Annotated in this window: 7 protein-coding genes; 4 read left to right on the top strand and 3 right to left on the bottom strand. The window is 72.4% G+C overall.

Annotation, left to right across the window (positions count from 1 at the left end):
* Positions 1–182 precede the first annotated feature (182 nt).
* Positions 183–1,100 (top strand): LLM class F420-dependent oxidoreductase, encoded by a 918-nt coding sequence (locus CCN42_RS37980; protein WP_086741797.1) that lies wholly within the window; start codon positions 183–185, stop codon positions 1,098–1,100.
* A 355-nt stretch (positions 1,101–1,455) separates the two neighbouring features.
* Here CCN42_RS37980 and CCN42_RS37975 read toward each other — a convergent pair whose 3' ends face one another.
* A complete protein-coding gene (locus tag CCN42_RS37975) occupies positions 1,456–2,286 on the bottom strand; it encodes a phosphotransferase (protein WP_086741796.1) in 831 nt (276 codons plus the stop codon).
* A 190-nt stretch (positions 2,287–2,476) separates the two neighbouring features.
* Between CCN42_RS37975 and CCN42_RS37970 the strand changes: the two genes are divergently transcribed.
* The 3 genes from CCN42_RS37970 to CCN42_RS43015 all read left to right on the top strand — a co-directional run bounded on the left by CCN42_RS37970 (position 2,477) and on the right by CCN42_RS43015 (position 3,660).
* Complete coding sequence (locus CCN42_RS37970; protein WP_086741795.1) at positions 2,477–2,899, top strand: RidA family protein; 423 nt, start codon at positions 2,477–2,479, stop codon at positions 2,897–2,899.
* A gap of 84 nt (positions 2,900–2,983) precedes the next feature.
* Positions 2,984–3,463, top strand: a complete 480-nt coding sequence (locus CCN42_RS37965) for an ATP-binding protein (protein WP_086741794.1) — start codon at positions 2,984–2,986, stop codon at positions 3,461–3,463.
* Positions 3,464–3,510: 47 nt separating this feature from the next.
* On the top strand, positions 3,511–3,660 hold the full coding sequence (locus CCN42_RS43015; protein WP_158102193.1) for a hypothetical protein: 150 nt from the start codon (positions 3,511–3,513) through the stop codon (positions 3,658–3,660).
* On the opposite strand, the gene CCN42_RS37960 is transcribed toward CCN42_RS43015, so the two are convergent.
* On the bottom strand, positions 3,650–4,336 hold the full coding sequence (locus CCN42_RS37960; protein ID WP_086741793.1) for a B3/B4 domain-containing protein: 687 nt from the start codon (positions 4,334–4,336) through the stop codon (positions 3,650–3,652). The genes CCN42_RS43015 and CCN42_RS37960 overlap by 11 nt on opposite strands.
* Before the next feature lie 43 nt (positions 4,337–4,379).
* The gene (locus tag CCN42_RS37955; RefSeq protein ID WP_086741792.1) at positions 4,380–5,027 is read right to left on the bottom strand and encodes an FMN-binding negative transcriptional regulator; all 648 of its coding nucleotides are present in this window, start codon (positions 5,025–5,027) and stop codon (positions 4,380–4,382) included.
* Positions 5,028–5,059: the final 32 nt, after the last annotated feature.

Below are 5,059 nucleotides of genomic sequence, written 5' to 3'. Positions count from 1 at the left end.
CCGCCCCCGCCGGCCCCCGCCGGAACTGACGCGGCAGGAGCCTTTGCCGTGCCGGTGCGCGGGATCACGGCGTTCGCCGGTCGAGCGGGCGACCGGGCGGACGCCCCCGCGTCACGAGGCTGCAATGAGCTTGTCATGAACGAGGAGGAATTCGCGTCGCGAGTACGCCGGTTGCCCTGAGTATGACTCTCGGAGTAGCACTCCCGATTCAGCAAGAGATCGACCACATCGTGCGGCTGGCACAGGAGGCCCGCGACGCCGGACTGCGGTCCGCGTGGTTCGGGCAGACCTTCGCCTACGACTCCATCTCGCTGGCCGCGATCGTCGGCCGCGAGGTACCCGGGCTGCATGTCGGGACCGCCGCGATCCCCGTCTTCGGCCGCCATCCGCTGCTCGTCTCCAGCCAGGCCCAGACCGCCCAGGCGGCGACCCGCGGCCGCTACCACCTCGGGCTCGCGCTCGGTACGAAGCACCTGACGGAGACGGGCTTCGGCATCCCGCACGAGCGCCCCGTCCGGCTGCTCCGCGAGTTCCTCACCGCCTTGCGCCAACTCGTCGAGACGGGCAGCGCCGACTTCCACGGAGAGCTGCTCACCGCCACGACGCCGCTCTCCGCCGCGGTCCCAGGGGCCGAACCACCGGTGCCGCTGCTCGTCGCGGCCATGGCGCCCCAGGCGCTGCGCGTCTCGGGCGCACTCGCGGACGGCATCCTCCCGTACCTGGCAGGCCCGCGCGCCCTCGCCGAGCACATCGTCCCAGCCGTCACCGCGGCGGCCGAGGCGGCGGGCCGGCCGGCACCTCGCATCGTCGCGTTCGTACCCGGCGTGGTCACCGCCGACGCCGAGGGCGTGCGGGAGAGGATGACCGAGTCGCTCGCGTTCTACGAGCGGTTCCCCTCCTACCAGCGGGTCATCCAACTGTCCGGCGGTACCCGGGCCGTCGACCTGGCCGTGATCGGGGACGAGGAGGACGTCGCCGCCGAGGTGGCGCGCTACCGGGCGGCCGGGGCGACGGAGGTGGTCCTCACGACGACGGACCTGGCCGGCGAGGCCGACCGGCGGCGCACCTGGCAACTGCTCGGAGAGCTGGCGACCGGCTGAGACGCCCCCTCCCAGCCGTGCGGGGCCGGCTCCCCGGCCCAGGCCCGGTGCCGGCGTCGTCCGCACCGGACGACGGCCCGCAGCACGGCCGCGGAGGGCACGGCGCCATGTCCGCTCCGTTCCTCTGCCCCGCCCTGTACGGTGCTCAGGCCGGCGAGGCGGAGGCGGCCGCTGCTCCACAGACCGAGACCGGGGGACGCCGCACGGGTCCGCGACTCGCCCCAGGCTCGCGGACTGGGTCCGGCGGGCGCGGAGGTGAACGTCGGTCAGCCTGACCACGACGCGGATGTCGCTCCCGCCCATCGAACGTGGCGGTATTCAGTGTGCGGGCGACGACGGGAGTGTGACGGCACACCTAGGCGCGCAGTGCCGCTCGGATCTGGTGGAGCCATTCCGTGCCGAGCCGGCGGCCGTCCGGGAACTGGTCGGCTAGGTCCCAGCGCCAGGCGGTGATCATCGCCAGCACGAGGAGCCGGCACTCGCGCAGCAACTCGTGGTCGACACCCGGATAGTGCGCGCTGACTTCTTCCGGCGCGTGGGCGAGGTCGAACTCGACGGGACCACGGCAACACGTCTCCAGGTCGATGAACAGCGGCCCGTTCTTCGTGGGCAGGACGTTGCCCGGATGTGGCTCCCCGTGCAACAGCTGCTCCGCGCGGCCGCGCTCGCCGATCGCTCGTCTCAGGGTGCGCAACGCGTCGCCGAGCAGCTCCCGGTCCGCGTCGGCGAGCGCCGGAGTGCGGTCGCGGTTCGCCACGAGTCGCTGGGCCTGCTCGACTCGATCCGTGAAGTGCGGCGTCGGGACGTCGAGCTCGCGCATGCCGGCGTGCAGCCGCTCGAGTGCGCCGGCGTAGACGGCTGGTGGGACGTCCGGAGGTGTCACGGGTGCGTAGTAGGTCCACAGCGTGATGACGAAGCCGTCCCGCTCATGGACGCGCGGCTCCACCCGCGGTTCGAGAGCGGCCACGGGGCACCCGGATGCGGCGAGCCGTTGCGCGAGCCGGACCTCGAACTGGGCGACCTGGTGCGCGACAGGTGCCACCCGGGCCAGGACATCACCAGGCAGCAGGCGCAGGGTGAGCTTGTTCGAGTCGTGGAGAACGATCGCGTCGTCGACCGGCAGGTGGAGGGACGAGGCGGCCGACATGGCCGCGGCCACCGCACGAGGGACCTCCGATGCCTGCATCGTCGTTCCGCCCCTCTCCGTCGGGTGCCGCCATGACTGTTCAGGCGGTGCGGCCTGCGCACCCTACCGAGTTGGGCGGTGATCCGCACGGGATCAGTGACCAGGAGTCCTGTTCGGCGTCGGCCATGCCCGTACCTGCGCGAGGGCCCTGTATTAGACGTATCGAGGATGGTCACTTAGCGTTCGGCGCATGACGGAGCGACGTGCGATCCTCAGCGGCTCGACCTTCGAGGACCAGATCGGCTATGCCCGTGCCGTGGTGGACGGTGACTGGGTGCATGTGTCCGGGACGACCGGGTTCGACTACACCACCATGGCGATCTCGGACGACGTCGTGGACCAGGCCGAGCAGTGCCTGCGCAACATCGAGGCCGCACTCGCCGAGGCGGGGTGCGCCTTCGCCGATGTGGTGCGGGTGCGCTACATGCTGCCCGACCGCGAGGACTTCGAGCCGTGCTGGCCGGTCCTGCGCCGCTGCTTCGGCGAGGTCCGGCCGGCCGCCACGATGCTCGTGTGCGGTCTCGCCGACCCCCGGATGAAGATCGAGATAGAGGTGTACGCGCGGCGCGCCACCGGGTCGCGACCGCCCGCGAACCCTGCTGCCCTTTTGTGACGGGATCGACAGAGGACCGAGGGGCGTGACTCCGGCATGTGCGGGTATGCGCGGGGGATGAACGGGGTAGCGAAGGCGGCCGGGATGGAAGCAGTTCCCTGGGGCGAGGACGGCACGGCGCCGCGTGAGCGGACGATGCACACCACCGTGGCTCTGGACGGCCACGGCACGGACATCGCCCAGGCACGCCATCTGGCCGCCGGTTTCCTCACCCGGGTGCAGGCCGAGCACGGCCTGCCCGTCTCGCAGCGCGCCATGGACCTGACGCAGCTGGTGGTCAGCGAGCTGGTCACCAACGCCCTCAAGTACGCACCGGGGCCCGTGCTGCTGGATCTGCGGATCGCCGGTGACGTGGTGGAGGTGGTGGTGTGGGACTCCGACCCGGTGCTGCCCATCGCCCGGGCCGCCGACGCCGGCCGGGTGGGGCAGCACGGTCTGGAGATCGTGATGGCGGTGGCGCAGGGCTTCGAAGCCCAGCGGGAGCCGGTGGGCAAGCGCATCACCGCCCGTATCGCCCTGATGGACGACCCGGGCGGCGCCGTCGCCGGGCACCGGCCGCTGTAGGCGCTGGACGGGACGGTCTGACGGGACATCAGGTCCCGGTGCCGGGGATGGCACCGCGTCGGTACGCGCCGCGGGGCCGTCGGGCACCCGCTCCCACCCAGGAGGTGCTGGGCGTGCTCGTCGCCGGCGCCCGGGAGCACACCCGCCCGCTGGTGGTCCGCCTTCCCGACCGCGCGGTGCGCCGAGCTACGGCGTGAGGTAGCGGACCCGGGTCTGCGCGGTGTGCGGGAGGAGCAGGCCGCGCAGTTCCTCGGCCGCCGTCCGCAGGAGGTGGCCGTCGCGCGTGGCGTGCAGGGTCTCCAGGACGAAGGTGACGTGGGTGGAGTCTTCGGTGACGCGGGTGCGGTGGGTGTCGCGGTGGTTCCAGTGCCGGGTCAGGACGCCGGTGGTGTCGGCGTAGATGATCTCGCCGGGCCTGGGGTTCTCGACCGTGCCGGGTTCGCCGAGCGGAGTGAACTCCTCGGTGCCGTCCGCGTGCCGGATCTGCACCTCGCCGGTGACGTGGTCGAGGTCGAAGGCGCCGGCGGGCAGGCCGTGGCGGACGGAGACGGCATTGTAGGAATCGACGGCCGGGTTGATGCGGGGCAGGGTGCCCTTCTTGGTCATACGGCGGCCGAGGGCGTCGACGCTGGGGCGGACGCGGCGGGGGTTGGTTCCGAAGGAGCGGTAGGCGGTGTGCCAGGCCTCGATGCGGGGGTCGGTCTCGTCGGCCGGCTGCCAGGATCCGTCGGCGAGTCGCTGCTCCAGGTCGTCGAGAGCGGTGGCGGTGGCGGGCCAGGGCTCACGGCCGTTCAGGCCGGTCGCGGTGACCAGGGCGATGAGGGTGTCGGGGAAGGCGTCCGCGACGGCGGGGGCGATGCGGAAGGCGGTCATGGGAGGGAGCTGTCCGTTCCTCGGTGCCTGCGGGGGCGGGTGGTCAGGGCTGCCAGGGGCCGATGCGGTCCAGGCGGCGGCGCTGCTGGGCGGCGGTGGGGAGGTCGAGGCCCTGGGCGCGTGCGGTGAGGCGTCCGGCGACGGCGGTGCGGTGCTCGACGGGCTTGTGGTCGTCGTACTTGAACTTCGCCCTGACGTCGGTGACGTCCAGGCGCAGACCGCGGATGCCGGACAGCATGCGCCCGTACGGAGGCCGGTCGGCGGCGATGGGGGCGTGGTCGCCGTCGGGCTGGAAGTGGGCCATCTGATGGCGCAGCAGCTCGGCCTTGGCGTCGGGGTCGTCGACGATGTGCGCGCGGCACGTGAACTGGACGGCGGTGTAGTAGCTGGTGGGGACGCCGTCGGTGGGCGGGGTGTCCGGCTTGGCGCGCCAGGGGCCGGGGACGAAGGCGTAGTCGCCGAAGACGGTGAACAGGACGTCCGGGCGGTGCTCGATCGCCTTCCAGGCTGGGTTGGGCCGCGCGAGGTGGATCAGGAGGTGGCCGGGCTCGCTGGTGAAGTGGGTGGGAACGGCGATCGGGGGCAGGCCGGGCGCGCCGTTGACGCTGAGGAGGCCGAAGTCGTGGCCGTCGGCGATCCAGGTCTGCCATTCGGCTTCGTCCAGACTCGCGTCCCAGGGCTGGATGAACATACGAGGGCTCCTTGCGGGGGTGGGGCCGGGGG

Source organism: Streptomyces glaucescens (assembly GCF_002154375.1).
GTDB lineage: Bacteria > Actinomycetota > Actinomycetes > Streptomycetales > Streptomycetaceae > Streptomyces > Streptomyces glaucescens.
Note: the sequence above shows the minus strand (reverse complement) of the source record. Positions and strands in the feature narration are given on the sequence as shown.